Genomic DNA, 24,696 nt, shown 5'->3' on the forward strand with positions numbered 1-24,696 from the left:
AATATCTATTGTGAATTTGAAGTTAAAATTTAATAGGAGGACAAAATGGAGATAAGTAATAAAAAGAATTCCTTTTTGATGGGTACCTTGATTTTAGGTGCTGCTGGGATTATTATAAAGATTTTAGGTGCTATATTTAGAATACCTTTGGGATATTTTATAGGTGCGGAAGGTATGGGATATTATCAGACGGCCTATCCAGTATATGCTCTATTTCTTACTCTGGCTACGGCAGGATTTCCAACGGCTATAGCTAAGCTTGTTTCTGAGCAAGCAGCCCTAGGTAATCATAAGGGAGCAAATGAAATATTTAAGGTGACTCACTTAATGTTATTTATAACAGGACTTGTGATGTTTCTAATTTTATTTTTTGGAGCTGACTATATAGTAACTAATATTCAGCACAATCCAAATGCAGTTACAGCTATGAGGGCAATTGCTCCAGCACTTTTGATAGTACCTTCGATGTCCGCTTATAGAGGATATTATCAAGGATATCAGCAGATGAGTAGGATAGCCATATCTCAAGTAATCGAACAGGTTTTTAGAGTATTCTTGGGGCTCATATTAGCTTATATGCTAATGGCACAGTTTGGACCTAAGCTAGGTGCTGCGGGTGGTATATCAGGAGCTACTATAGGAGCATTTACGTCATTTTTATTCTTGGTAATGGTATATATGAAAGACGCCAAAAAAAGAAAAGTAATGATGGAAGAAAGTGTGGGATATGTTAAACAGAAGACATCTTCTATAGTAAAGACAATTATTAAGGTTGTAATTCCAATAAGTATAGGAGCATGTGTTATGCCTCTAGTTAATGTTGTTGATACAGTTATAGTGATATCTAGACTTGAAGTAGCGGGCTATTCTAATATGGCTGCAAACTCTATGTTGGGTCAGCTTACAGGAATGTCAATGCCTATAATAGTTATGCCTATGATATTTACTACAGCTATTGGCATGAGTCTTGTACCAGCAATATCAGCATCATATACGCTTAAAAAGTTTAATGAAGCAAGGCACAATGCAAAGTTAGCGTTTAAGATTACTCTACTTTTGGTATTACCATGTGCATTTGGTTTGGCAGCTTTATCGCAACCAATAATGGGTCTATTATATCCAAAGCAACCTGCAGAAGTTTTGGGGCTTATGTTGTTTACCCTTGCACCAGGATGTATTTTCCTAGGTCTTTTATATACTTTTAATGGTATATTACAGGGTATGGGAAAGCCAATGATACCAGTATATGCTCTACTTTGTGGAATAGCAGGAAAGATAGTTATAAGTTACACTCTTACAGCTATGCCAGCATTCAATATATTAGGTTCTGCAATAGGTACAGTAATTTCTTATATGATAGCGGCCATAATTGAATATATATATATTAAAAAAGCACTAGATATAGAGTTTGATAAAATGCAGTTCTTTATCAAGCCTTTACTAACAGTAATGGTTATGTTTATAGGAGCAAGATATTCTTATGTAGGATTGAGTATGTTTATAAATCCTAAAATTGCTACTTTAATATCTATAGCTATTGGTGGTGTAATATATATAGTAGTACTACTCGCTTCTGGTGGCATCTCACAAGATGAAATATTGGCAATGCCTAAGGGTAAGAAAATATTGAGTAAGTTAAAAAAGATGAAGTTAGTAAGATAGACTTAGATTGACAAAGTAAATATTGATCTTTTAAAATAATATAAAAAATTTGTATTATTTTGAGATTATATTTATGGCTTTTAGCAATTTACATAGAAAATAATAAAAAAATATAGGGATTGTGCAGTATCTTGTACGATCCCTACTTTTATTTTAATAGTTAAGTATTAATTAAAGGAGGTATATTATGATAACAATAGTTGGGCTTGGTGCAGGAGATATCTCTCAGATAAGCTTTAGTGCAATGGAAGAATTAAAAAAGTCTAAAAATATCTATATGAGGACAGAAAATCACCCGATATTAGAGAAATTGGATATTGAATATGAAAGTTTTGACTCCTACTATGAAGATGGAGAAAACTTTGAAGCAGTATATGAAAAAATAGCAAAAAAAATAATTGATATTGGACGAGAAAATGATATAATATATGCTGTCCCTGGACATCCTAGAGTAGCTGAGAGTACAGTTGTACTGATAGAAGAGTATGCAAAAGAAGAGGATATAGAAGTAGATGTAATAGCCTCTATGAGCTTTATAGATGCTATGTATAATTATCTTAAGTTTGATCCATCTGAAGGATTTAGGCTTTTAGATGCATTTGATGTAAGGCTAAGAGATTTGGATTGTGGATCAAATATTATTATTACGCAAGTATATGATAGATTTATAGCTTCAAATATTAAGATTAAACTTATGGAATACTATGAAGATGATCAAGATATATATTTAGTTAGATCAGCAGGTATCAAGGGTCAAGAGTTCAAGGAAAAAATGAGCTTAAGTGAACTGGATAGAGATAAAAATCAATTTGATCATTTGACAAGCCTTTTTATAGAGAAATCTAATAAAAAAAGATTCAAGGATATTTTTGATCTTAAGGATTTAGTTAAAGATTTGAGACAAGAAGATATGAAAATAAAATCACTTGGATATGTTGATATTGCAGAAAAATTGGGTATTGACTCTAAAGCGTTAATGTCTTCTGTTGAAAATGATAATATAGAAGAAATGATAGAGTCCTTAGGGAAGGTGCTATATGATCTTGTGTTGCATTCTCAGATAGGAATAGAAGAAGGTTACTTTGATTTTGAAGAGGTCTGTGATAGCGTATGCATTAGTTTAAGTGATAGATAAATATCTATATACAATAATAAAATTGAGAAAAAACATTGAAAAATAGCCAAAACTTATGTATAATAAACTTGTCAACTAGAAAGAATTGTAGATATTTAAGTTGTAAAAATAAGAAAAACATTACGGGAGGTAATTATTGTGAATAAGGCAGAATTAGTTGCAAAGATGGCAGAAAAGAGTAATTTAACAAAGAAGGAAAGTGAATTAGCTCTAAATGCTTTTATGAAGGTTGTTGAAGAAACTCTAGTTTCTGGTGAAAAGGTACAGTTAGTAGGTTTCGGAACATTTGAAACAAGAGAAAGAGCTGCTAGATCTGGAAGAAACCCTAGAAAGCCTGATCAAGTAATAGAAATACCAGCTTCAAAGGCTCCAGTATTCAAGGCAGGTAAGGGTCTTAAAGAATTAGTAAACAAGTAAAAATTACTTTTTTAAAAAGTATTTAAAACTTTTTATATTTGATTTAGAAATAGTATTGTAAAAGATTTTCCTTTTCAATACTATTTTTTATTTCTTTATAATGATATTTTTCGATAAAATATATGACTTTTCTACTTTGTGGGAATATACTTATTTGGGAAATTTATAAAAAATAAAAAAATACTAGATTTTATAGAATCTTGGGTTTATATTAAGAAATCTATGATAAAATAGTAATAAAAATAGAGTGAAAGTATAAAAAAAGTATAATGCTAGTTTATAATATTTATTAAAAATAGATAATGATATTTATATCTATGAATGTGTTATAATTAATGCATATGTATTTTAGTTAAAGGAGAGCCATGAGATTAGATAAGTATTTGAAAGTTTCGAGAATTATAAAAAGAAGAACTGTTGCTAAGGAAGCTTGTGAAAAAGGAATGGTTCAGATAAATGATAAAGTAGCCAAATCATCATCTGAAGTGAAGGTAGGGGATATTCTTACGCTGACTTTTGGTGAAAAAGTGGTAAAGTATAGAATAACAGAAATAAGGGAACATGTTTTAAAAAATGATGCAAAAGAACTATATGAATCAATATAGCAGGTAAACTTGTGAAGGTGGGCTATAAAATGAGATACGCTACAATAGATATAGGAACAAATTCCATGAGATTATTATTATCTGAAGTAAGAGATAATACTTTCTTGGAAAGGAAAAAATATGTAAACACAACTAGGTTGGGTCAAGGTATAGATAAGTCAGGTTTTATAAGTGAAGATTCGATAAAAAATAATATCGAGTCTTTAAAAGAGTTTGTAGATTTATCTAGAGAATATGCTTGTGAAAAAATTTTATGTATGGGAACTGCTGCCTTAAGAAATGCAAAAAATAGAGATGTTTTTATTAAAGAGGCAAAGTTAAAACTTGATGTTGATGTAGATGTAATTTCAGGTGAAGAAGAAGCACTGCTGGGTTATACTGGAGTGATAGGTGGAATTAAGATAGAAGATGAGGCAATTTTGATAATAGATATTGGAGGCGGATCTACTGAATTTATATTAGGAGATCAATCTGAAATATTTTATAGAAAAAGTATTGACCTAGGAGCCTTATCTCTTAGTGAAAGATTTTTTACAAGTATGCCTGAGAGCGAGCAAGAGTTAGATAAAGCGAAAACTCATATAGAAAGAAATGTTTTTTCTATAGTTAGTGATTTAAAACAAATATTTGAAAGTGATAAATTATCGGAAAAATTTGATTTTAAGCAACTTAAGCTTATAGGAATAGGTGGTACGATTACATCTGTTTCAGCAATTAATCAAAATCTAGAAGTATATTCTATGGAAAAAGTTCACTCAAGTGTCGTCAAATATTCTGAGCTAAAAAATCAAATCGAAAATATAAAATCTATGAACTTGAATCAGAGAAGAGAAATAGCTGCTTTACAGAAAAAAAGAGCAGAAATTATTTTATCAGGAGAGCTTATATTAGAATCCATAATGAGAAGTCTAAATATGAAGTTTATAGAGATTAGCGAATTTGATAATCTTGAGGGATTAGTATTAAAAAATATTCAAAGTAAAAACATATAAAAGCAATCTAAATCTTATTTTGAAAGAATCTTTTATATTAAAAATAATAATTGAAAAGGATGGGGGTTAAATTTTATGATAAGTAAAGTTAAAAAAGCCGTTATACCAGCGGCAGGATTGGGAACTAGGTTTCTTCCAGCTACAAAGGCACAGCCAAAGGAAATGCTCCCTATTGTTGATAAGCCAACTCTACAATATATAATTGAAGAGGCTGTAGCATCAGGTGTTGAAGAAATATTAATAATTACAGGAAGAAATAAAAAGTCTATAGAAGACCATTTTGATAAGTCTGTTGAACTTGAATTAGAACTTGAAAATAAAGGTAAAAAAGAACTTCTTGAAGTAGTAAGAAATATATCAAATATGGTAAACATTCATTATATAAGACAAAAAGAACCTAAGGGATTAGGTGATGCTATATATTGTGCGAGATACTTTATTGGAGATGAACCATTTGCCGTAATGCTTGGTGATGATATAGTCGATAATGAGGGCGGTAAACCTTGCCTTAAACAATTGATAGATGCTTATGACAAGTATAAGACTACAATTTTGGGAGTGCAGGAAGTAGAAAGAGAAAATACCAATAAATACGGTATAGTTGATGGTGTCAAGATAGAAGATGATGTTTATGATGTAAAGGCTCTAGTAGAGAAGCCAGATCCAGACAAGGCACCTTCAAATGTGGCAATACTTGGTAGATATATTATTACTCCAGAGATATTTGATATACTAGGAGATTTGCCTCCAGGGAAAAATAGTGAAATTCAACTTACAGATGCATTAGAGGAACTTAGTGAAAAAAATAAGATGTATGCCTATGTATTTGAGGGAAAAAGATATGACTTGGGAGACAAGCAGGGATTTTTACAGGCGACTGTTGATTTTGCATTAAAAAGACCAGAGCTTAAGGATGAATTTTTAAATTATATTATAAATATATGTGAAAAAAAGAAGGAAGATAGGTAATAGGATGTCAAAGAAAAAAGGCAAAACGATAAATAAGATAGTAGCAGTTTTGATAGCAATGATGTTTGCTATATCAAGCGTTGCTTTTGCAATTAGCGTAATAATGGGTAATTAAGCAACAAAGGGGGTGAATATATGAGCAGTAGAGAAAGCTATCGTGAATTATTAAGTAGAGAAAGTATAGTTGAACTTAGGATTATGGGTAAAAACTTTAATGTGAAATCAGTGACTACCTATAAAAAGGCTGATTTAATAGAACAGATATTAGATATTGTTGAGAGTAATAAAGAATATTTAAGAGAACTTGAAGAATACACAGGAGTATCTTTTACTGAAAATAAAGAGAAAGAGGACAGTCCTGAAGACAGAAAATCTTATGATAGGAAAGCTTCAGCTAGAGAAGAGGCTGAAAAGCAAAATAGCATCTCATCTAGAAAGCCATATAGGGAAAAAGATTCTTCTGTAAATGTTTTTAAACAATATAATAATCAGAAAAATAGTAGTGAAAGTAACTATAAAAATAATTCCTATGAAGGCAACAATGAGTATAGAGTGCAAAATGGCAATGAAAGAAGAAATTCTGAGACACAGTTTTCTACTCCACCTAATATGACGGAAAAAAATAAGGCAGAGGGAGTATTAGAGATACTTCCCGATGGATTTGGATTTTTGAGAGGTACAAACTATCTGTCAACAGAAAATGATATCTATGTATCTCCAAATCAGATTAGGAAGTTTGGACTTAAAACAGGGGACTTTGTAACAGGCGTTACAAAACCAGAAAATCCAAGCGAAAAATTTAAGGGTCTTATGTATATTTATTATATAAATGGAGATCACCCATCTTCTGGAAGAAATAGAAAATCATTTGAGCAACTAGTTCCTATCTATCCAAATGAGAAGCTAGTTCTGGAAACTACAGAAGATAATATTTCAACTAGAATAATAGATTTATTTTCACCTATAGGCAAGGGGCAGAGAGGATTGATTGTGGCTCCACCTAAGGTTGGTAAAACAGTTCTTTTAAAAAAAATTGCAAATAGTATATCTATAAATCACTCTAATATGAAATTGATAGTACTTTTAATAGATGAAAGACCTGAAGAAGTAACAGATATGAAGGAATCAATTGATGGCGAGGTAATATATTCCACATTTGATCAAGTATCGTCTCATCATGTAAAAGTGGCAGAGATGGTTTTAAATAGAGCTCAAAGATTAGTAGAGCACGGTGAAGATGTGGTAATACTTCTAGATAGTATTACTAGACTTGCTAGAGCTTATAATTTAACAATAAGCCCAACTGGAAGAACTTTATCTGGTGGTATAGATCCAGGAGCTCTTCATGGTCCAAAGAAATTTTTTGGTGCAGCTAGAAATATTAGAAATGGTGGGTCTCTTACTATACTAGGTACAGCTCTTGTAGATACCGGATCTAGAATGGACGATGTAATATTTGAGGAATTCAAGGGAACGGGAAATATGGAGCTTCATCTTGATAGAAAGCTAGCTGAAAAGAGAATATTCCCAGCTATAGATGTATATAAATCAGGAACTAGACGTGAGGATTTACTTTTAACTAGTGAAGAGATGGAAGTACTATATAAGCTTAGAAGAATGTTTAGTGATGAAAGCGCACAAAATGCAACAGATAAAGTTATTGAAGAGATGAAAAAAACAAGAAATAATAAAGAATTTATAGAAATAATAAAAAAAATTAATTTCATATAATACAATACTTTAAATAAATAATTTTACAATAGTATTGATAAAGCTGTTGAATTCACTTTATTATTATGATATAATAAGGGAGTTGAATTTAAGGGATTTCTAAATCCGGAATAATAAATAAAGAAAATTAGAAAGAGGTGAAATTATAATGAAGAAGGATATACAACCAAACTACAAGGAAGTTGAAGTACGTTGCGCATGTGGAAACACTTTTATGGCAGGATCAACTAAGGACGAAATAAGAATAGAAATATGTTCTGAGTGTCACCCATTCTACACTGGTAAGCAGAAGAATATCGAAAAGGGTGGTAGAATCGACAAGTTCAAGAAGAGATTCAACATGGAATAATATTTCACGTAAATCAATATTTAAATTCGAATTTACATATTACATTGAGATAGCGTACTTTGGGTACGCTATTTTTTATTTATATTTTAAATGCCATGTGTACACACGGCATTTAAAATATAATACTATTTATCAGTAAGTTTTCCAGCAACCATTCTGTCAAAACCTTGAATATCTTTTTTGCTATATATATCTGTAAATCCACATTCTTTCATCTTAAAAATAATATCTTCAGCTTGATCATGACCAGATTCAAATATTAGTATACCATCAAGTTTTAAAAATTCTCTAGAGTCTTCAATAATCTTATTATAGAAATCCATACCACTTTGTCCGCCCGATAGTGCAATCATAGGCTCGAAATTCTTTACATCACTTTCTAAGCTTTCAATGACATCTTCTTTTATATAGGGAGGATTTGATACGATAATATCAAGTTTACCCTTTAGAGGATCTAGATTTTTAGATGAAAAGAGGTCGCTTTGTATAAAAGTTATATTGTCTGCATTTAAATTTAGAGCATTTTTCTTGCTGATTGAGAGAGCTTCTTTTGAAATATCAACAGCATATAGACTGACATTATCTTTATCATTTATTAGTTTGGCAGAGCTAATTATAATAGCACCTGAACCTACACACATATCCAAAACTTTGAGATCTTTATTCTTTGGAGTAAATTTATTTATATGGTAAATTAATTCCTCTACTATAAGTTCAGTATCAGGCCTAGGAATTAAAACATTTTCATCTACATAAAAGTTAAATCCCATAAATTCTTTTTCATTAAAAATATATGCCATTGGCATTTTATTCATACGCTTTTCAAATAAATCTATAAATTTTTTAAATTGATTTTCTTCTAAAACTTTTTCATAGTTCATAATTAGTTGTATTCTATCATCGTATCCCAAAACATTAGAAAGAAGCAATTCCACATCCAATCTAGCAGTAGGGCTTGAAGTCTTTAGTTTTTCAGTGTATTCGGCGATTATATTCTTTAATTTTTTCATTTTATTCTCCTTATATATGCTATTTGAACAATTGAATAAACAATTAATAAATTCATTGTTTATTTATTAGAAAAAAGATGATTTTCATTGCTTGTTTTTAGTAAGGGCAAGTATAAAGATGTACTTATATACTGTGCTAATATATAAGTATACTATATTTTTATAAGGCAAAGTATAAAAATAATAAAAAGGCTAAATATATTAAGATTATATTTTTATAAAAAAGCAACTTAAGATTGAGAAAAGAGACGAATTAATAGTATAATAGAGTTATAGAAATACTAATAAATGTATTCAGAAAATAACAAAAATGAAGGATATTGTATACAATGGATTAAAACAATCAAATAGAGGAGTGTTATGTTTAGAAAAGAAAAGATAAATAAAGCATTTAAAATGTCAATCCCAATAGCTTTTGGCTATATCTCTTTGGGATTTATGGGGGGAGCAATGATACAAAAAAGTGGCTTCAATTTAATTGAGATACTTTTGATGTCTTGTCTAATATTTTCAGGAAGTGCAGTATTTATTGCAGCAAATATGTTATCTGCTGGAATATATCCACAAATATCAATATATTTAATTGCAACTATTATCATAAGTAATTTGAGAAATATAATGTATAGTTCTTCTCTTGTAAATAATACAAAGGATTTAAAAGGGAAGAAAAGAGTCTTATTTGCACAATTTGTCACCGATGAAACCTTTGCAATCAACAAGATATGTTATGAAAAAGATAAACAGTGGGATGGAGATTGTGCCCTATATCTCAATTTATTCGCCTGTTTATATGGACTAATCGGAAATGGTTTAGGTGGATTATTTGGCCAATTGATTGATATACCTCTTGATTTGGGCTTTTTTATGATGTCGAGTATGTTTATAATATTGACAGTACTTCAGATAGAAAAAAAGCTTGATTTCTTGATGCTATTGATATCTATTATTGTGTCATTTGCAATATTAAGTGTATATCAAGGGGGACTTGATCTAATAATAATAGCCCTAATAGTTACTAGTATTGGATATTTTATAGATAAAAGATTGGAGAGAAAGGGAAAGCTAGATTCTAAGCATAGAAAGGAGAATATTTGTGACTAATACAGTTTTAAAGATGGGAATAATATTTATATCCTTTATTGCAATGTTTGCTATGAGATATATACCCTTTGCTCTTTTAGGTGAAAAAGGGACTTCGAAGGAATTTGAGAGATTTATAAAATATATTCCAATAGGAGTTTTTGTGGCTTTAATTGTAAAAGATATATTTTTTAAAGATGGGAAAGTTTTTTTATCAACTGAAAATATAAAACTTCTGCCTATGCTTTTAGTTATAGGGATTTCTATAAAGTATAGAAATATTGGTTTATCTGTGGTCTCAGGTGGTATTTTAATAATTATAGCTATGCTTATTAAATCGAACTTTTAAAATTTTTCTGATAGCTTTAATAATATGGTTAATTTAAAACAGTATTACTGAAATTCAATTTTGCATATAGAGAAAAGATTATAAAGTAAAAGATTAAAAGAAATTTTTAAATAAGCTTAGTAGTTTTATTTATTAAAAAAAGTAAATAAAAAGTAAAAATTAAATGAAAACATTGAAATTTTAATGCTTATTTATTGTTTTAAGCAGGTATTTATGTTATAATATTTAATTGATTATGTTTAGGAACGAAAGATGAAATTACAAGAGTTTTTTTGTGATATATCGGATATTTAATTTATATAGGAAGGTGAAAATTAATGCTAAATAAGCTAAAGATTTTGGAAGATAAATATTTGGAACTGAGCGAAAAAGTTGCAGATCCAGAAATAATTAGTGATCAACCAACTTGGCAAAAGCTAATGAAAGAGACTTCTGAACTAGAACCAATTGTTATGAAGTATAAAGAATATAGAGCGGCTAGTGATTTGATTGCTGAATCAAAGGAAATACTAGAAGAAGAAAGTGATGAAGATTTAAGAGAACTAGCAAAGTTAGAGTTATCTGAAGCGGAAGCAAGTTTAAAGGAAGTAGAAAAAGAATTGAAGGTTCTACTAGTACCGAAAGACCCTAATGATGAAAAGAACGTAATAGTTGAAGTTAGAGGTGGTGCAGGTGGTGATGAGGCAGCACTATTCGCTGCAGACTTACTTAGAATGTACAGTAGGTATGCTGAAAGAAGAGGATGGAAAACAACTCTTATGAGTTCAAATGAAACAGGTGTTGGTGGATTTAAGGAAGTTTCATTTATGATAAAGGGTAAGGGCGCTTACTCAAGACTTAAATATGAATCAGGAGTACATAGAGTTCAGAGAATACCATCAACTGAATCAGGCGGTAGAATACATACATCAACAGCAACAGTTGCTGTACTTCCAGAAGTAGAAGATGTAGAAATTCAGTTGAACCCAGAAGATGTAAGAGTAGATGTATTTAGAGCTTCTGGAAATGGTGGACAGTGTGTAAACACTACTGACTCCGCTGTTAGACTAACACACGTTCCTACAGGAGAAGTAGTATCGTGTCAGGATGAAAAATCTCAGTTAAAGAACAAAGAAAAGGCTATGAAGGTTCTAAAAGCAAGGCTTTATGATAAGGCCTTATCAGAACAACAAAAGGGTATTGCAGAAGAAAGAAAGAGCCAGGTTGGTACAGGAGATAGATCAGAGAGAATAAGAACTTACAACTTCCCTCAGGGTAGAGTAAGTGATCACAGAATAAACTTGACACTATATAAGCTGGATTCATTCCTAGATGGCGATCTAGACGAAATGATAGATGCGCTAATAACAGTTGACCAGACAGAAAAGATGTCATCATTTTAATTGATTGTGTAAATTAATTTTCTAATTGAGACTCTGGCTTATAAGCCAGAGTCTTTTTTTAGGAATTTTTAGAAATTTTAAGTAACTATATACTTATAGTTGGAAGGAGGATGGGCAGTTCCTCACTGAGCATATTTGGAGAATCTGCCAAAAATTATGGAAACGATAATAAAAACTATAAATCCAAATGATATTGATATGGATATTATAGAAGAATTTGGAAAAATGTTGAGAGAGGGAAAAACAGTTATATTTCCCACTGAAACAGTATATGGCTTGGGGGCAAATGCACTAGATGAAGATGCAGCAGCAAAGATTTATACTGCAAAAGGAAGGCCAAGTGACAATCCTCTTTTAGTTCATGTCTCAGATATTTCAGAAGTAGATAATTTAGTCGAAAATGTGGATGAAAAAGCAAAACTTCTTATGGGAAAATTCTGGCCAGGTCCACTTACAATACTATTTAAGAAAAAGTCAGTGATACCAGATAGAACTAGCGGTGGATTAGATACTGTTGCTATTAGAATGCCGTCAGATGAAGTTGCAAGAAGAATAATAAAGGCAGCAGCAGTTCCTATTGCAGCTCCTTCAGCAAATATATCTGGCAAACCTTCGCCTACAAAAGCTGAACATATCATAGAGGATATGAAGGGAAGAGTAGATGCGATATTAATAGGTGGAGAGTGTAACTTTGGAGTGGAGTCAACAATTGTAGATTTATCTGGAGACTATCCTCTAGTTTTAAGACCAGGCTGTGTTACGCTTGAAATGTTAAGAGAAGTTTTAGGGAAAGTAGAGATAGATCCATCACTTATGAATAAGGATGATAATATTAAGGCCAAGGCACCTGGTATGAAATATAAGCACTATTCACCAGATGCACAGGTATATATAGTATCTGGGGATGATAGTAGTAGAATTTCAAAGATAAATGAATTAATAGATGAAAATTCAAAAAAAGGATTGAAAACAGGTGTTTTATGCATGAGTAAGAATTTAGATTCTTATAAGGCAAAGACATTTGACCTTGGCAACAATTATGAAGAGGCAGCTCATAATTTATTTGATGAGTTGATAAAGTTAGATAAAGAAGGAATAGATATTGCCTATGCAGAAAGTTTTGAAGAAAAAGGCGTAGGAGTTGCTATTATGAATAGATTAAAAAAGTCAGCAGGGTATAGAATTATAAAAGCTTAATAGAAAAATAATGCAAATTAATACAAAATATATTTAAAATTTGCAGTAACAAAGATTTTACTTTATTTTAAAAATAGATTTACTAAAAAAGCTAAAATAACATATGTTATTAAGTTTAATTTAATGTTAAAAAGGTAAGATAAAAAATAATGGAGGTAAATGTTATTATGAAAATTGCATTAGCATGTGACCATGGTGGTCTAAACTTAAAAAACGCAATTAAGAAGCATCTTGAGGAAAATAACTACAAGGTAGAAGATTTTGGAACCTATACTACAGATTCAGTAGATTATCCAGATTATGCTAAAAAAGCTGCAGATGCAGTGGCAAGTGGTCAGGCAGATTGTGGAATATTAGTATGTGGTACAGGAATAGGAATAGGAATGGCTGCAAACAAGGTTAAGGGAATAAGATGTGCAACTGTTGGAGATACTTTCTCAGCAAGAATGACAAAAGCACACAATAATGCCAATATGATAGCTCTTGGTGAAAGAGTAACAGGAATAGGTCTTGGAATTGATATAGTGGATGCATACTTAAATTCAGAGTTTGAAGCTGGCAGACATCAAAATAGAATTGACAAGATAATGGATATAGAGGCAGCTAAGTAAATAAGTAAAAAGCTTCAAGTTAGAACAATAATTATTTTATTGTTATTGAATCAATATAGGAAATTATTTATAAAAGAAATTTTTATATCGTTAAAATTTAAAAGTATAGGATAAGTCTATATATGTGATATGATTAATTTATTAAAATAATATATAGAAAATCTTAAAATACTATTGAATAATCTTAGAAAAAGAATTATAATAACCACGATATATTTTTAAAAAAGACAAATGAAAATAAAAAGAATAGATAGATAAATTTAGGAGGACACATACTATGAACAAAGTAATAATCACAGAACATCCTTTAATTCAGCATAAGTTGACATTGATGAGAATGAAAGATACAGGATCAAAAGATTTCAGAGAGCTATTAACAGAAATAACAATGTTAATGGGATATGAAGTTACAAAGGATCTACCTTTAACTGATATAGAAATAGATACACCAGTTGGAAAAACAAATTCTAAAATTTTAGCTGGTAAGAAGTTAGCAATAGTACCAATTTTAAGAGCAGGAATAGGAATGGTTGACGGATTTGTAAGTCTAATACCAGCTGCAAAAGTTGGACATATTGGCCTATATAGAGATCCAGAAACTTGTAAGCCAGTTGAATATTACTGCAAGTTACCACAGGATATAGGAGAAAGAGAAGTATTTTTAGTAGATCCAATGCTTGCTACAGGCGGTTCAGCTACAGCAGCAATTGAACTACTAAGAGAAAAGGGTGCAAAGAATATAAGACTTATAAATCTTGTTGCTGCCCCAGAAGGAATTGAAGAAGTTCATAGTAAATATCCAGACGTAGATATATATGTCGCTTCAGTTGATGAAAAACTAGACGATCATAAATATATAGTTCCAGGACTAGGTGATGCTGGGGATAGACTATTTGGCACAAAATAATTGAATTGCAGAGGTTGTATGATATACTATATCATACAGCCTCTGAATTATTATGTTACATTTTACCATTAATGCTAACTTATTTATAAATATTGATTTTCATCTTAAGAAGTGCTTTGAGCATATTAAAAGGGCTTTAGATTTTTCAAAAAGACTTTTTATTTAGAAGAATTTAAATGTTTGAAAGATATAATAGAAGAAGTTGTCTATTTGCATGTAAAATTATTGTTAGAATGATAGAATATAATTGTATTTAGTGATAAAATGTAATTCGTGTAGGAAGTTTGAAATAGTACTTTTTTAAAAAAATAAAAATTGGAGAGAGTGATCTTGAATAAAAAACAATGGTTTCAAATAGTAAAGTCTCTATCTTTACTTACACAACTTGGATTAATAGTAATAATATGCGTTTTTGGATGTACTTATGTGGGTATATACCTTGACAGAAGACTAAATACCTCACCTTTATTTGCAATTATATTCATATTGCTTGGTATAGGTAGCGCTTTTGTTAGTTTATATAGAACTCTAGAATCATATATAAAGAAAAGGAAGTGATGCCTTGGATAGCAAAATACTTAATGATATTAAAAAAATATTAATTGGAATTGGAATTTATGATTGTGTAATTATATTAATTATGTTAATCATAAAGAAATTGTCCTTTGCCACGGTCGGCGGTTTGCTGGCAGGTAGTTTGGTCTCTATTTTGGCCTTGCTAATGCTTACCAAAAACGTTGTTGATTTGGTGGATAAAGATAAAGGAAAAGCCAGTGTTGCTGCTATGTTTGGGTATATGTTAAGACTTACCCTATATGCAGTGATATTAGTATTTGCAGCAGTAAATAAAAGTATCAGCGTGTATACAGTAGCATTGGGTTTAATTAGTACAGGCTTAGTAATAAAATTACAACAGCTAGTGCTTAAAAAAATTAAGAGAAAGGAGGAATAAAATATGGATCAAGCCAGATATGTCCTTTACTTGGGGAATCTAAAGATTAGTGAAACAATAGTCGTACAGTGGGTTATAATGTTACTTTTAATTATAGCAGCCTTTATAATGACTAGAAATCTAAAGAAGGTACCAACAAGTAAGAGACAACATTTCCTTGAGTGGGCAGTGAGCTCCCTTAGGAATTTGGTAAACGAAACTATGGGTGAAACATTTACATCTAGAGTTCCTTGGATTACCTCATATATAGGAACAATAATGTTGTTCTTCTTATCTTCGAACTTGGTTGGACTTTTAGCACTTAAGTCCCCAACTACTGACTTGGATACAACAGTAGGTTGGGCATTAATAACATTCTTTATGATTTATGTAATGGGAGTAAAGTTCAATGGTCCAAAATACTTCAAATCACTTATAGAGCCAACGCCATTAATGGCCCCTCTTAATATTATAGGAGAATTAGCAAGACCTATTTCACTAAGTTTCCGTCCATTTGGTAATATACTTGGTGGAACAATAATTATGGGATTGGTCTACAGCTTATTACAATATATTTCAACTTTAATACCGCATATGAGTATCCCAGTAGGACAGTTTTTAATACCAGTCCCTCTTCATATGTATTTTGACCTTTTTGCAGGATCCCTACAGGCATTTATATTTGTAATGTTAACAATGGTATTTGTTAGTAGTGTTGTTCCAGAAGAGGAATAGTTGGAAGAACAAGTTAAAAAATGAAAGTAACGCTAGTATAGTTAAAACTATATAAATAAAAACTTTATTAAAAGAAAATAAGTAAACAGGAGGAAAACACAATGTTAGAAGGAATGAGTTTAGGAATAGCAATCGCAGGTTCAGCTATAGGTGCAGGTATTGCAGTAGCTACAGGTTTTGGTGCAGGTATCGGTCAGGGTTACGCTGCAGGTAAGGGTGCTGAAGCAGTAGGTAATCAGCCAGAAGCAAAGAGTGATATCGTATCTACAATGATACTAGGTCAGGCAGTTGCAGAGTCTTCAGCTATATATGGTCTAGTAATCGCTATATTACTTATATTCGTTAACCCTTGGATTAAGTAATCAAATCAAATGAGGTTTGAAAATACTAGAAAGGGGGAAGAACTATGGAATTTAAGCCGTTAGTTGGCTTGACACCTGAGCTTTTTATTACTTTAGCCAATACATTAGTATTGTTTTTAATATTAAGAAAACTACTTTTTAAGCCAGTTATGAAAATAATGGACGAAAGAGAAGAAGATGTTAAAAATGATATTGAACATGGTAAAAGGGCGAAGGAAGAAGGCCTAAAGTTCAAGTCAGAGTACGAAACTAAGGTAGGTACTGCCAGAAGTGAAGGTCAGCAGATAGTTGAGATGGCAAAGAGAAGAGCAGAAGAAAAATCTTCTGAAATTATTTCTCAAGCTAAGCATGAAGCTGAAAACATTAAAACAAAGGCTTCTGCAGACATAGAAAAAGAAAGAAAACAGGCTTACAATGATGTTAAGGGTGAAATATCAAGTATTGCACTTTTAGCTGCATCTAAGGTAATAGAAAAAGATATTGATAAGTCAAAGCATGAAGAGCTGATAGATGAATTTATTAAAGACGTAGGAGATGCTAAATAATGATTAGTCAGGTAGCAAGTAGATATGCTCAAGCATTGTTCGAATTAGCGGACGAGCAGAATCAGGCTTCCGAAATATACTCTGAAATAGTTGATTTAAATGATGTAATAAGTTCAAATGAAAATCTTTATGATGTACTAAGGTCACCATTTATAGCAAAGGGTGAAAAAAGAGGGGTTGCAAGTGAATTATTTGCAAATAAAGTCTCTAAAGACTCTAAAAACTTCTTGATGGTACTGATAGATAGTGATAGAACTACTGAACTATCATCAATTGTTCAGGCATACAAACAAATGCTGAATGATAAGTTTAATATCGCAGAAGGCCAGGTGCTTACAGCTATAGCTTTAAGTACAGAACAGATTTCAGAATTGGAAGAAAAACTTTCTGCTAAATATAATAAGGATGTAAGACTTACTAACAAGATAGACAAGGACATACTTGGTGGTGTTCTTGTAAAAATAGGAAACGAAGAGATAGATGGAACTGTCAAGTCAAGACTTGGAGATTTAAGTGAAATCTTATCTCAAGTAATATCATAGAAATGGTGGTGAACCCATGAATTTAAAACCAGAAGAAATTAGTTCCATAATTAAGAATCAAATCAAAAATTATGAGAATAAAATTAAACTTACTGACACTGGTAGCGTACTTAGCGTTGGAGATGGTATTGCCAGCGTATATGGTTTAGAAAACGCAATGTCTGGTGAGTTGCTTGAATTCCCTGGTGGTATATATGGAATGGCACTGAATCTTGAGGAAGAAGTCGTAGGTGTCGTAATACTAGGTGATGATATAAACATAAAAGAAGGCGATGTAGTAAAGAGAACTGGAAGAATAGTTGAGGTTCCAGTTGGTGACGCTCTTATTGGTAGAGTTGTCAATTCACTAGGTCAGCCAATAGACGGAAAGGGAGATATAAAGTCTGATAAAACTAGACCAGTAGAATCTTCTGCTCCAGGAATAATGGATAGAAAATCAGTATTTGAACCTCTACAGACAGGTATTAAGTCAATTGACTCAATGATACCAATTGGTAGAGGTCAAAGAGAGTTGGTAATAGGTGATAGACAGACAGGTAAGACATCTATACTTGTAGATACTATTATCAACCAGAAAGATAAAGATGTAATTTGTATATACGTAGCAATAGGGCAGAAAAGATCAACTGTTGCTCAGCTAGTATCTACACTTGAAGGTCACGGTGCAATGGATTATACAATAGTTGTATCAGCTACTGCATCTGAGTCAGCTCCACTTCAGTACCTTGCTCCATATTCAGGTGCTGCAATGGGCGAGGAATTTATGTATAATGGAAAACATGTACTAATAGTATATGATGATTTAAGTAAGCAGGCGGTTGCATACAGAGAAATGTCCCTACTACTTAGAAGACCACCAGGACGTGAAGCTTATCCAGGTGATGTTTTCTATCTACATTCAAGATTATTGGAAAGAGCTGCCAAGTTATCTGATGAACTAGGTGGTGGATCTATGACTGCTCTGCCAGTAATAGAAACACAGGCAGGAGATGTATCTGCATATATACCAACAAATGTAATTTCAATTACAGATGGTCAGATATACCTACAGCCAGAACTATTCTATTCAGGTATAAGACCAGCAGTAGACCCTGGTATATCAGTATCAAGAGTTGGTGGATCTGCTCAGATTAAATCAATGAAGAAGATAGCAGGTACATTAAAGCTTGCATATTCACAGTATAGAGAACTTGCTGCCTTTGCACAGTTTGGTTCTGACCTAGATGAAGATACTAAGAGAAGATTGGCTCAGGGTCAAAGAATCGTTGAAGTACTAAAGCAGGGTGAACATAAGCCAGTAAAGGTTGAAAATCAAGTTGTAATAATATTTGCTGTTATCAACAACTTGCTAGCTGATATAGATTTGGATCAGGTAAAGGAATTTGAAGAAGGACTATATGACTATATAGATAGCGTACATCCTGAATTGCTTCAAAAAATACTTAAGGCTGAAGATTTTAACGAAGAATTAACTCGTGCAATAGAAGAATTTAAAGTTAAGTTCAAAGCCGAAGCATAATCCAATCAGAGGAGGTATGTAAATGGCAGGAGCCGGAATGAAGGCAATAAAAACTCGTATTGCCAGTATAAACAGTACAAAGCAAATTACTAATGCCATGCATCTAGTTGCTTCTTCAAAGCTAAGAAAAGCTAAATTAGCAGCAGATGAATCTAGCTCATATTTCAATACATTATATGAAACAATAGTTGAAATTTCAATGAACACAAAAGGTGTTAATAGCGAGTTTTTAAAGAATAGAGAATTAAAAAGAAGATGTCACATTGTCGTTGCAGGAGATAGAGGTCTTGCAGGAGGATATAATGGTAATGCATTTAAGGAAGCTGAAAAATACATGGGGTTAGTTGATGACTATGTAATAACAGTGGGTAAAAAGGCATATGATCATTTTTCTAAGATGGATGTGGAAATAATAGATAGAATAGAATCAGTAGAGAAGTATGAATATGAAGATGTAAGTAGAATCACCGAGAAGTTGATGAAGATGTTTGTCGATGGAGAAGTTGATGAAGTACTATTTACATATACTCAGTTCTTCTCAGCTCTTTCACAGGAAGCAAGAACGATAAAAATATTGCCTTTGGTATTTGACGAACCATTAGAGTACGGAGGCGAAAAATATAACGAAAATATAGAAGAAGATGATCCAGACGTATTTATAAGTGAGGATCTACTTCGCGAAAGAGAAGAAATAAGACAAAGAGAAAAACAAGAAGCTGAAGAATATGCTAAGAAAATGAAGTCAAAGGTAAGTACAGGAAAAGCTAAGGTACAGTACCTTCCTTCACCTCAAAGTGTATTGGAATTCTTGATACCTACATATATTTCAGGTACAATCAACGGTGGTATTGTAGAGTCTTATGCTTCAGAGCAGGGTGCCAGAAGAACAGCTATGGAATCTGCTACTGACAATGCAAATGAAATGATTCAAAGCTTAGAGCTTAGCTACAATAGAGCAAGACAGAGTGCAGTTACTCAGGAAATTACTGAGATAAGTGCCGGAGTTGAAGCTCTAAAGTAAGGAGGATAAAATGTCAAATGTAGGAAAGATTGTACAGATTGTAGGAGCTGTACTAGATGTTAGGTTTGATTCAGAAGAAAATCTACCTAACTTATTAAACGCTTTAGAGATAAAGACAAAAGGAAATAAAACTATCGTAGCAGAAGTCGCTCAGCATATAGGTAATGATACAGTAAGATGTATATCTATGAGTGCTACAGATGGACTTGTGAGAGGTATGGATGCAATAGATACTAAGGCACCAATATCTGTTCCAGTAGGAAAAGAAACATTGGGAAGAGTATTTAATGTATTGGGTGAACCAATAGATCTTATGCCTGTTCCAGAAGGTGTAGACTATTCTCCTATTCATAAGGAAGCACCAGAATACGATGAATTAGAAACAAAGGCCGAAATACTTGAAACAGGTATAAAGGTAGTTGATTTACTTGCACCATACCTAAAGGGTGGTAAGATAGGTCTATTTGGGGGTGCAGGTGTTGGTAAGACAGTTCTTATACAGGAGCTTATCAACAATATAGCAAAACAGCACGGTGGTATATCAGTATTCTCTGGTGTTGGAGAAAGAACTAGAGAAGGTAATGACCTTTATGGTGAAATGACTGAATCAGGAGTTATTAAAAAGACTGCAATGGTATTTGGTCAGATGAATGAGCCACCAGGAGCAAGAATGAGAGTTGCTCTAACAGGACTTACGATGGCTGAACACTTTAGAGATCAGGAAGGACAGGACGTTCTTTTATTTATAGATAATATATTTAGATTTACTCAGGCAGGTTCAGAAGTTTCTGCACTATTAGGACGTATGCCATCAGCAGTTGGTTACCAGCCAACTCTAGCAACAGAGATGGGTGCTCTTCAGGAGAGAATAACATCTACTAAGAAGGGATCAATCACATCTGTACAGGCTGTATACGTACCAGCGGATGACTTGACTGACCCAGCACCAGCAACAACATTCTCACATTTGGATGCAAAGACAGTTCTTTCAAGACAGATATCATCACTTGGTATATATCCAGCTGTTGATCCGCTTGAATCAACTTCAAGAGTATTGGATCCAAATATAGTTGGAGAAGAACATTATGCTGTAGCCAGAGAAGTACAGTCTATACTTCAAAGATACAAGGAATTACAGGATATTATAGCAATCCTTGGTATGGATGAATTATCTGATGAAGATAAAATAATAGTTTCACGTGCTAGAAAGATACAGAGATTCCTATCTCAGCCTTTCACAGTAGGTGAACAGTTTACAGGTATACCAGGTGTTTATGTTCCAGTAAAAGAATCTATAAGAGGATTCAAGGAAATATTAGACGGTAAACACGATGATCTTCCAGAATCTGCGTTCTTATTTGTAGGAACAATAGAAGATGCAGTAAGAAAGGCGAAAGGAAGTGCTAACTAATGTTTAAACTTAAGGTAGTTACTCCTAATAAGATTTTCTATGACAAAGATGCTGAAATGGTTATATTTAAAACCACAATAGGAGATAGAGCCATATTAAAGGGGCACGTACCGATTGTAGCAGGCATTAAAGCAGGAAAATTAAAAGTAAAAATTGATGGAAAATTCCATGATGCAGAGATAGGCAAGGGATTTGTAACAGTAGATAATGATACAAATACAGTGCTTGTAACAGAAAAAGCATTTTGGGATGAACCATATTCAGAATAAAAAAAACGTGAGGGATTCCTCACGTTTTTTTATTTTAAAAATATATACTATTATAAAGTTATTTTATTGCTATAGCAGTTGCAGTTGCATAATCTTTGGAGTGAGAAATAGAAACCATAATCTCTGAAATTTCTTTTTTATCACAATAGTCTTTGAATTTTCCCTTGGCTAGTACTATAGGTCTATTTAGTTCATCTCTTAATATTTGAATATCCTTTAGAGGAAAACCTCTAAGCCCGGTGCCAATAGATTTTACAACAGCCTCTTTAGCACAGAAATTACCAGCGACAGATTCGGCTTTATAATTTTTTTCTTTTAATACTAATAGCTCAGCATCTGAAAACAACTTATCTAGTAACTTTAAATTTCTATTAAGTGCCTTTTGAATTCTTTCAATTTCTATAATATCTGTTCCAATTCCATAAATCATACTTATCTCCCGTTCAATATAGATTGATATACAAGTACTTGCTTTAATAAGCAAATACACTTACTATTATTAATATGATTATAACATATTTACAGTAAATCAATAATATAAAAAGCTAGCAATAAAATTAGGTCAGTGTATAAAACTACATCAAGAGTATCTAGTGATAAAAAGTATAGAAAAAATCCAGTGGTCAAATAAAAAAGCATATAAAGATTTAGCATTATAAAAATATAAGCTTTTAGGTGAGCTATAAGAGTAGAATTTGCTATCTAAAAAAATAATTACTTGCTTGTCTAACTAAATAAACCGTATTTTTTTGCTAGCTTTTAATAAATAAAGTAAGCTAATTATAAGTAAAGTAAAGCTATTCAAGCTAGAAAGAATAAAGGATATTATAATTTATAGATAATTTCAAAAATTCTATAAAACTTAAAGAAAGTCTATAGAATTGTTCAAAAATGAACATTATTGTATATACTTCTGATATATAGTATAATAAAAACGTAGCTTAAAAATTAGAGCTAAGAGTGGAAATCTATATAATATTATGTAAAGTCATAAGGAACTAGATATTTTAAACAATATATATCTAGCTTAATAAGATAAAAAATAAAAAAATTAATTGACATAAGCAATATTTTAAATCCAAGCTTTAGCTTGATAAAATTAGCTTAGTTTTTTATTATACTTATAGTTATATATAGATTTTGCCCCATAAAAATGAAAGGAAGACTTTAAAATGATTGATTATAATAGTCTGTCTGAAAAGGCAAAAAATATTAGACGTAACGTGATCAAAATGATTTATAATGCAGGTTCAGGACATCCAGGTGGATCTTTGTCCTGCGTGGATATAATCACTGCTCTATACTTTGGGAGAATGAATATAGACCCTGAAGAAGTAAACAAAATAGACAGGGATAGATTTGTGATGTCTAAGGGGCATTCATCTCCAGCAATATATGCGACCTTACATGAAAGAGGATACTTGATAGAAGAGGAAATTGATGGTTTTAGAAAGATGAACTCATCTCTACAAGGAAGCCCTGATATGTTAAGAGTAAGTGGTATAGATATGTCTACAGGATCTCTAGGTCAGGGGCTATCAGCAGGTTGTGGAATGGCTTTGGCTTCTAAAATGGATGAGCTGAATTACAATGTTTATGTGCTTTTAGGAGATGGAGAACTTCAAGAGGGAATGATTTGGGAAGCAGCAATGTTTGCTAAACAATATCAGTTAGACAATCTTATGGCAATTGTTGATATGAATGGATTACAAATAGATGGATCAACAGATGAGGTCATGAGTTTAGGTTCTATCACTAAGAAGTTTACATCTTTTGGATGGTATGTTATAGAAATTGACGGTCATGATTTTGACCAGATATTTGGTGCATTTAATATTTTTGATAAGGTGAATTCTAAACCAGTATTGGTAATTGCAAACACAATAAAAGGCAAAGGTGTATCCTTTATGGAAGATGAATGTAAGTGGCATAGTCAAAAAATTACAGACAATGACTATAAAAATGCCATGGAAGAATTAAGATAGGTGATGTGAATGAGTAAAAAATCAATGAGAGAAGCTTTTGGAAATACATTAGTTGAGCTTGGGGAAGAAGATCAAGATATAGTTGTAGTAGATGCAGACTTGTCTACTTCTACTAAGACAGATATATTTAAAAAGGTATTTTCTGAAAGATTTATAGACGTAGGGATAGCAGAACAAAATTTAATAGGTGTTTCATCGGGAATTGCTTCTACAGGTAAAAAAGTATTTGCCAGCTCTTTTGCAGTTTTTGAAACTGGTAGAGCATATGAAGTAATTAGAAATATGACATGTATGGCAAATTTAAATGTGAAGCTTTGTGCGACTCATGCCGGGTTGATGACAGGACCAGATGGTGCAACTCATCAATCTATAGAGGACTTGGCTATAATGAGGGTATTGCCTAATATGAAGGTTTTTGTACCAGCTGATGCATATGAGACAAGGCAAATTGTAAGGGCAGCAGCAGAAGTAGAAGGACCGGTCTATATAAGAATGGTAAGAGATGATGTAGAAAATATATATACAGATGAATATGAATTTGAAATGGGAAAGGCAAGTCTGCTAAGAGAAGGAAATGACTTATCTATAGTTGCTTGTGGTCCTATGGTAAGATTGGCTATAGAAGCCTCAGATAGACTAAGAGATGAAGGTATAAATGCAAGAGTGGTCAATATGTCTACGATAAAGCCGATTGATACAGATATCTTGCTAGATTGTGCCCAAAATACTAGAGGGATTATAACAGTAGAAGATCATAGTGTATTGGGAGGTCTTGGTTCAGCTGTATCTGAAGTTGTATCTGAGACAATACCTACAAAGGTTTGTAAAATAGGAGTCAAAGATTTATTTGGAATGTCGGGAAAAACAGAGGAATTATATGAGCAATACGGACTTACAGAAGATAGTATTTATGAAAAAGCGATGCAGATGATGGAGATAGAGCCAGCTAAGTAGTTATTAAAACTTTTACAATATATTTA

The 24,696-nt window shown here is 32.1% G+C and carries 28 protein-coding genes; 26 read left to right on the plus strand and 2 right to left on the minus strand.

What is annotated here, in order from left to right; translation table 11 throughout:
• The first annotated feature begins 45 nt into the window (after window positions 1-45).
• From UF10_RS08090 to rpmE, 8 genes are all read left to right on the plus strand, one after another.
• On the plus strand, window positions 46-1,662 hold the full coding sequence (locus UF10_RS08090) for a putative polysaccharide biosynthesis protein (protein ID WP_106777297.1): 1,617 nt from the start codon (window positions 46-48) through the stop codon (window positions 1,660-1,662).
• 187 nt (window positions 1,663-1,849) lie between these two features.
• Window positions 1,850-2,797 carry an SAM-dependent methyltransferase gene (locus tag UF10_RS08095; protein WP_242969083.1) on the plus strand — a complete coding sequence of 316 codons (948 nt, stop codon included), beginning with the start codon at window positions 1,850-1,852 and terminating at the stop codon, window positions 2,795-2,797.
• Between the two features lie 138 nt (window positions 2,798-2,935).
• The gene (locus tag UF10_RS08100) at window positions 2,936-3,214 is read left to right on the plus strand and encodes an HU family DNA-binding protein (protein ID WP_106777299.1); all 279 of its coding nucleotides are present in this window, start codon (window positions 2,936-2,938) and stop codon (window positions 3,212-3,214) included.
• A 365-nt stretch (window positions 3,215-3,579) separates the two neighbouring features.
• Window positions 3,580-3,819, plus strand: a complete 240-nt coding sequence (locus UF10_RS08105; protein WP_106777300.1) for an RNA-binding S4 domain-containing protein — start codon at window positions 3,580-3,582, stop codon at window positions 3,817-3,819.
• An 11-nt stretch (window positions 3,820-3,830) separates the two neighbouring features.
• On the plus strand, window positions 3,831-4,811 hold the full coding sequence (locus UF10_RS08110; RefSeq protein ID WP_242969084.1) for a Ppx/GppA phosphatase family protein: 981 nt from the start codon (window positions 3,831-3,833) through the stop codon (window positions 4,809-4,811).
• A gap of 75 nt (window positions 4,812-4,886) precedes the next feature.
• Window positions 4,887-5,780 carry a UTP--glucose-1-phosphate uridylyltransferase GalU gene (gene galU / locus UF10_RS08115; protein WP_106777302.1) on the plus strand — a complete coding sequence of 298 codons (894 nt, stop codon included), beginning with the start codon at window positions 4,887-4,889 and terminating at the stop codon, window positions 5,778-5,780.
• A gap of 135 nt (window positions 5,781-5,915) precedes the next feature.
• Complete coding sequence (rho, locus tag UF10_RS08120; protein ID WP_106777303.1) at window positions 5,916-7,511, plus strand: transcription termination factor Rho; 1,596 nt, start codon at window positions 5,916-5,918, stop codon at window positions 7,509-7,511.
• Between the two features lie 148 nt (window positions 7,512-7,659).
• Window positions 7,660-7,860 carry a 50S ribosomal protein L31 gene (rpmE, locus tag UF10_RS08125; protein ID WP_106777304.1) on the plus strand — a complete coding sequence of 67 codons (201 nt, stop codon included), beginning with the start codon at window positions 7,660-7,662 and terminating at the stop codon, window positions 7,858-7,860.
• Window positions 7,861-7,985: 125 nt separating this feature from the next.
• Here the strand turns inward: rpmE and prmC are convergent, their stop codons facing one another.
• Window positions 7,986-8,870 (minus strand): peptide chain release factor N(5)-glutamine methyltransferase, encoded by an 885-nt coding sequence (gene prmC, locus UF10_RS08130; protein ID WP_106777305.1) that lies wholly within the window; start codon window positions 8,868-8,870, stop codon window positions 7,986-7,988.
• Between the two features lie 360 nt (window positions 8,871-9,230).
• Between prmC and UF10_RS08135 the strand changes: the two genes are divergently transcribed.
• The 16 genes from UF10_RS08135 (at window position 9,231) to UF10_RS08210 (ending at window position 21,731) form a co-directional block, all read left to right on the plus strand.
• Entirely contained in the window at window positions 9,231-9,971 is a 741-nt protein-coding gene (locus tag UF10_RS08135) for an AzlC family ABC transporter permease (RefSeq protein WP_106777306.1), read from the plus strand.
• A complete protein-coding gene (locus UF10_RS08140) occupies window positions 9,964-10,299 on the plus strand; it encodes an AzlD domain-containing protein (RefSeq protein WP_106777307.1) in 336 nt (111 codons plus the stop codon). The genes UF10_RS08135 and UF10_RS08140 overlap by 8 nt, the downstream gene beginning before the upstream one ends.
• Before the next feature lie 317 nt (window positions 10,300-10,616).
• A complete protein-coding gene (gene prfA / locus UF10_RS08145) occupies window positions 10,617-11,681 on the plus strand; it encodes a peptide chain release factor 1 (RefSeq protein ID WP_106777308.1) in 1,065 nt (354 codons plus the stop codon).
• A 156-nt stretch (window positions 11,682-11,837) separates the two neighbouring features.
• The gene (locus UF10_RS08150; RefSeq protein WP_106777472.1) at window positions 11,838-12,878 is read left to right on the plus strand and encodes an L-threonylcarbamoyladenylate synthase; all 1,041 of its coding nucleotides are present in this window, start codon (window positions 11,838-11,840) and stop codon (window positions 12,876-12,878) included.
• Between the two features lie 167 nt (window positions 12,879-13,045).
• On the plus strand, window positions 13,046-13,489 hold the full coding sequence (rpiB, locus tag UF10_RS08155) for a ribose 5-phosphate isomerase B (protein WP_106777309.1): 444 nt from the start codon (window positions 13,046-13,048) through the stop codon (window positions 13,487-13,489).
• A gap of 277 nt (window positions 13,490-13,766) precedes the next feature.
• Window positions 13,767-14,396, plus strand: coding sequence for a uracil phosphoribosyltransferase (upp, locus tag UF10_RS08160; protein WP_106777310.1), 630 nt, complete (start codon window positions 13,767-13,769; stop codon window positions 14,394-14,396).
• A gap of 324 nt (window positions 14,397-14,720) precedes the next feature.
• Complete coding sequence (locus UF10_RS09525; RefSeq protein WP_278309097.1) at window positions 14,721-14,954, plus strand: AtpZ/AtpI family protein; 234 nt, start codon at window positions 14,721-14,723, stop codon at window positions 14,952-14,954.
• 4 nt (window positions 14,955-14,958) lie between these two features.
• Entirely contained in the window at window positions 14,959-15,348 is a 390-nt protein-coding gene (locus tag UF10_RS08170; RefSeq protein WP_106777311.1) for an ATP synthase subunit I, read from the plus strand.
• A 3-nt stretch (window positions 15,349-15,351) separates the two neighbouring features.
• Window positions 15,352-16,062, plus strand: a complete 711-nt coding sequence (gene atpB / locus UF10_RS08175) for a F0F1 ATP synthase subunit A (RefSeq protein WP_106777312.1) — start codon at window positions 15,352-15,354, stop codon at window positions 16,060-16,062.
• A 101-nt stretch (window positions 16,063-16,163) separates the two neighbouring features.
• Entirely contained in the window at window positions 16,164-16,424 is a 261-nt protein-coding gene (atpE, locus tag UF10_RS08180) for an ATP synthase F0 subunit C (RefSeq protein ID WP_106777313.1), read from the plus strand.
• 44 nt (window positions 16,425-16,468) lie between these two features.
• Complete coding sequence (gene atpF, locus UF10_RS08185; protein WP_106777314.1) at window positions 16,469-16,969, plus strand: F0F1 ATP synthase subunit B; 501 nt, start codon at window positions 16,469-16,471, stop codon at window positions 16,967-16,969.
• A complete protein-coding gene (locus UF10_RS08190; RefSeq protein WP_106777315.1) occupies window positions 16,969-17,511 on the plus strand; it encodes a F0F1 ATP synthase subunit delta in 543 nt (180 codons plus the stop codon). The genes atpF and UF10_RS08190 overlap by 1 nt, the downstream gene beginning before the upstream one ends.
• A 16-nt stretch (window positions 17,512-17,527) precedes the next feature.
• Complete coding sequence (gene atpA / locus UF10_RS08195) at window positions 17,528-19,030, plus strand: F0F1 ATP synthase subunit alpha (protein ID WP_106777316.1); 1,503 nt, start codon at window positions 17,528-17,530, stop codon at window positions 19,028-19,030.
• A gap of 22 nt (window positions 19,031-19,052) precedes the next feature.
• A complete protein-coding gene (gene atpG / locus UF10_RS08200) occupies window positions 19,053-20,051 on the plus strand; it encodes an ATP synthase F1 subunit gamma (protein ID WP_106777317.1) in 999 nt (332 codons plus the stop codon).
• 10 nt (window positions 20,052-20,061) lie between these two features.
• The gene (atpD, locus tag UF10_RS08205; RefSeq protein WP_106777318.1) at window positions 20,062-21,462 is read left to right on the plus strand and encodes a F0F1 ATP synthase subunit beta; all 1,401 of its coding nucleotides are present in this window, start codon (window positions 20,062-20,064) and stop codon (window positions 21,460-21,462) included.
• Window positions 21,462-21,731: a FoF1 ATP synthase subunit delta/epsilon gene (locus UF10_RS08210; protein ID WP_106777319.1), complete on the plus strand. Its 270-nt coding sequence runs from the start codon at window positions 21,462-21,464 to the stop codon at window positions 21,729-21,731. The genes atpD and UF10_RS08210 overlap by 1 nt, the downstream gene beginning before the upstream one ends.
• 58 nt (window positions 21,732-21,789) lie before the next feature.
• Here the strand turns inward: UF10_RS08210 and acpS are convergent, their stop codons facing one another.
• Window positions 21,790-22,161: a holo-ACP synthase gene (gene acpS / locus UF10_RS08215; protein WP_106777320.1), complete on the minus strand. Its 372-nt coding sequence runs from the start codon at window positions 22,159-22,161 to the stop codon at window positions 21,790-21,792.
• A 742-nt stretch (window positions 22,162-22,903) separates the two neighbouring features.
• Between acpS and UF10_RS08220 the strand changes: the two genes are divergently transcribed.
• A complete protein-coding gene (locus tag UF10_RS08220; protein ID WP_106777321.1) occupies window positions 22,904-23,716 on the plus strand; it encodes a transketolase in 813 nt (270 codons plus the stop codon).
• 9 nt (window positions 23,717-23,725) lie between these two features.
• Window positions 23,726-24,670 carry a transketolase family protein gene (locus UF10_RS08225; RefSeq protein ID WP_106777322.1) on the plus strand — a complete coding sequence of 315 codons (945 nt, stop codon included), beginning with the start codon at window positions 23,726-23,728 and terminating at the stop codon, window positions 24,668-24,670.
• Window positions 24,671-24,696 lie beyond the last annotated feature (26 nt).

This window comes from Peptostreptococcus russellii, from assembly GCF_003012055.1.
Classification (GTDB): Bacteria; Bacillota; Clostridia; order Peptostreptococcales; family Peptostreptococcaceae; genus Peptostreptococcus; species Peptostreptococcus russellii.